Source organism: Polaromonas sp. (genome assembly GCF_043778355.1).
Lineage (GTDB): Bacteria > Pseudomonadota > Gammaproteobacteria > Burkholderiales > Burkholderiaceae_C > Polaromonas.
Window position 1 is genome coordinate 1 of sequence record NZ_JAYWHI010000085.1, and the last position, 2,726, is coordinate 2,726.

3 protein-coding genes and 3 tRNA genes are annotated in these 2,726 nt (G+C 54.7%); all 6 read left to right on the forward strand.

Translation table 11 applies throughout. The features are described 5' to 3' along the window. On the forward strand, positions 1-589 hold a 589-nt coding region (locus ACH2CW_RS12060), incomplete at its 5' end, for a PLP-dependent transferase (protein WP_395058408.1). Then, positions 586-1,992: a glutamate--tRNA ligase gene (gene gltX, locus ACH2CW_RS12065; protein WP_395058410.1), complete on the forward strand. Its 1,407-nt coding sequence runs from the start codon at positions 586-588 to the stop codon at positions 1,990-1,992. The genes ACH2CW_RS12060 and gltX, both read left to right, overlap by 4 nt. Before the next feature lie 81 nt (positions 1,993-2,073). Continuing rightward, a tRNA-Ala gene (locus tag ACH2CW_RS12070) sits at positions 2,074-2,149 on the forward strand. 32 nt (positions 2,150-2,181) lie between these two features. Then, positions 2,182-2,257 (forward strand) — tRNA-Glu (locus ACH2CW_RS12075). Between the two features lie 108 nt (positions 2,258-2,365). Next, positions 2,366-2,442 (forward strand) — tRNA-Asp (locus ACH2CW_RS12080). Positions 2,443-2,466: 24 nt separating this feature from the next. After that, on the forward strand, positions 2,467-2,726 hold a 260-nt coding region (locus tag ACH2CW_RS12085; protein WP_395058412.1), incomplete at its 3' end, for a hypothetical protein.

Sequence of the window (2,726 nt, forward strand, 5' to 3'; positions counted from 1 at the left end):
GTTCCTGGATGGTCAGGGGCGTGTGATGGCCGGTGCTATTTGCTGCACGCAGAAGCAGCGCGACGAACTCTTCCTTCCCGTGATCCGCACGGCTGGCATGGTGCTCTCGCCCTTCAATGCGTGGGTGTTGTTAAAGGGTATGGAAACCCTCGCGCTGCGCGTGAAGGCCCAGTCTGAGAACACGTTGGCACTAGCCCAGTGGTTAGAAGCGCAACCGCAAGTATCTCGGGTGTTTTACCCAGGTTTGCCTAGCCACCCGCAGCACACACTGGCTATGCGCCAGCAGTCGGGTTATGGCGGTGCGGTGTTGTCGTTTGAAGTAAAGGCCCCCGATCCGGAGGCCGCGCGTCATCGCGCTTTCCATGTGCTCGACAGCATGCAGCTAGTCTCCCTGTGCACCAACCTGGGCGACACCAAAACGCTGGCCGCGCACCCCGCCAGCACCTCGCATGGCCGCCTAACAGAGGCGCAGCGCCAATTGGCCGGTATTGGTCAGGGGTTGGTTCGCGTGGCCGTGGGCCTGGACCATATTGAAGATTTGAAGATTGATCTGGCCCGTGGCCTGTCTGGCCTAGACACATTGAAATGACTACAGCAAAAATTCGCACGCGCATTGCGCCATCTCCAACCGGCTTTCTACACCTGGGTACTGCCCGCACCGCGTTGTATTCGTGGGCCTATGCCCGCCACTTTGGTGGCGAGTTTGTGTTGCGCATTGAAGACACCGACGTCGCCCGCTCCACCCAAGAGTCGGTTGACCAAATCCTGGTATCCATGAAGTGGCTGGGGCTGGAGTACGACGAAGGTCCGATTTACCAGATGCAGCGGCTGGATCGCTACAAGGCCGTGGTCGATCAAATGATCGCCGCGGGCAAGGCCTACTACTGCTACAGCACGCCCGAAGAACTGGACGCTGTGCGCGAAGCCAAGAAGGCGCGCGGTGAGAAGGCGTTGTACGACGGAACCTGGAGCCCCGCGCCGGGCAAAACTTTGCCGCCCATTCCCGAAGGCGTAAAGCCGGTCGTGCGATTCTGCAATCCGCAGGATGGCGATGTCACCTGGAACGATCTGGTTAAAGGCCCGATCACGATCAGCAACCGAGAGATCGATGACCTCATCATCGTGCGCACCGATGGCATCCCGACCTACAACTTCGCGGTGGTGGTGGACGACTGGGACATGCAGATCAGCCACGTGTTTCGCGGCGATGAGCACATCAATAACACGCCCTGGCAGATCAACATCTTCAACGCATTGGGCGCAGTGTTGCCGCAGTTCGGTCATTGCCCGGTGCTTCTGGGTGATGACGGACAAAAGCTATCTAAGCGCCGTGGCGCAGTTAGCGTCACCGCCTATGAAGATGGAGGTTATCTGCCCGAAGCCATGCTGAACTACCTAGCCCGCCTGGGCTGGAGCCATGGTGACGAAGAGCTGTTCACGCGCGAGCAATTGGTGAGCTGGTTTGATGGCACACACTTGAACAAAAGCCCTGCACAATGGGATCCGGCCAAACTGCTGTGGGTCAATGCACAATACATTAAGCAAGCGGACAACATACGCTTGGCATCCTTAGTTGCAGCGCAATTGCAAAAGCAAGATATTGGTTTGTCCGCTGAAGCAATAGAGTCTCATCTGCCGCTGGTCTGCGCATTGCTAAAAGATCGCTGCGACACCACGGTGACTTTGGCGATGTGGGCCGCCAAGTTTTATTCCGATTTGGTTGTAGATCCTTCAGAGAAAGCGCAGCACGTGACAGATGCAGTGAAACCCGCTTTGCAATTGTTGTCAGACAAATTAACGACCTGTGCTTGGGATAAGTCCAGTATCGCTGCGGCGATAAAAGAAGTGTTAGTCGTCCAGGGTTTGAAGATGCCCCAGTTGGCGATGCCAGTCCGCGTCTTGGTACTAGGTACACCGCAGACGCCATCGTTGGATGCAGTGCTGGAGCTCTGTGGCCGAGAAAAAGTTATTGCCCGGCTTGCAGTGGTTTAGTTTTTGGCACTATAATTTGAGGCTAGATGATTGCGAATAAGTTTAAAAGACGCATTCGCAATTGCTAAAAAGTAGTTAGAAGGGGGTATAGCTCAGCTGGGAGAGCGCTTGCATGGCATGCAAGAGGTCAGCAGTTCGATCCTGCTTACCTCCACCAAAGTTTCTGAAAACGGATTAGTCTGAGGTTTTGACCCCATCGTCTAGAGGCCTAGGACATCACCCTTTCACGGTGAGTACCGGGGTTCGAATCCCCGTGGGGTCGCCAAGTTTTTAGCGCAAGCTAAGACGGCACAAGTTGGCAACAGTAAACTCGTAAGAGAATGTAACTTGGCTCAAAAGTTGAAAGACTAAGAGCGAATGGTTGCCGCTATCGGGAGCGGTAGTTCAGTTGGTTAGAATACCGGCCTGTCACGCCGGGGGTCGCGGGTTCGAGTCCCGTCCGCTCCGCCAATATGGAAAAAGCCTTGTAAGTCAATGACTTACAAGGCTTTCGCCTTTGTGGGTAGTAGCAAATTTGGTAGCAATTCAATGCTCAATTTGCCAATCTATCTTCTTGGTAGCTCTTACTACCTGCACACACGCATCAACGGTCAACAGTTCAAGCGGTCGCTACGCACCAGCTACAAACGTATAGCTATCATGCGAGCCATAGCTCTACTGGACACCATGCACAAAAAAGACCTTCCGGCAAAGTACGAACTCGACATAGCGCGGGGGATTCTTAAAGCTGATGG

Bases quoted from the DNA above. Each gene is read 5' to 3' on its own strand.
- gltX (WP_395058410.1), top strand. From the start codon at position 586: ATGACTACAGCAAAAATTCGCACGCGCATTGCGCCATCTCCAACCGGC.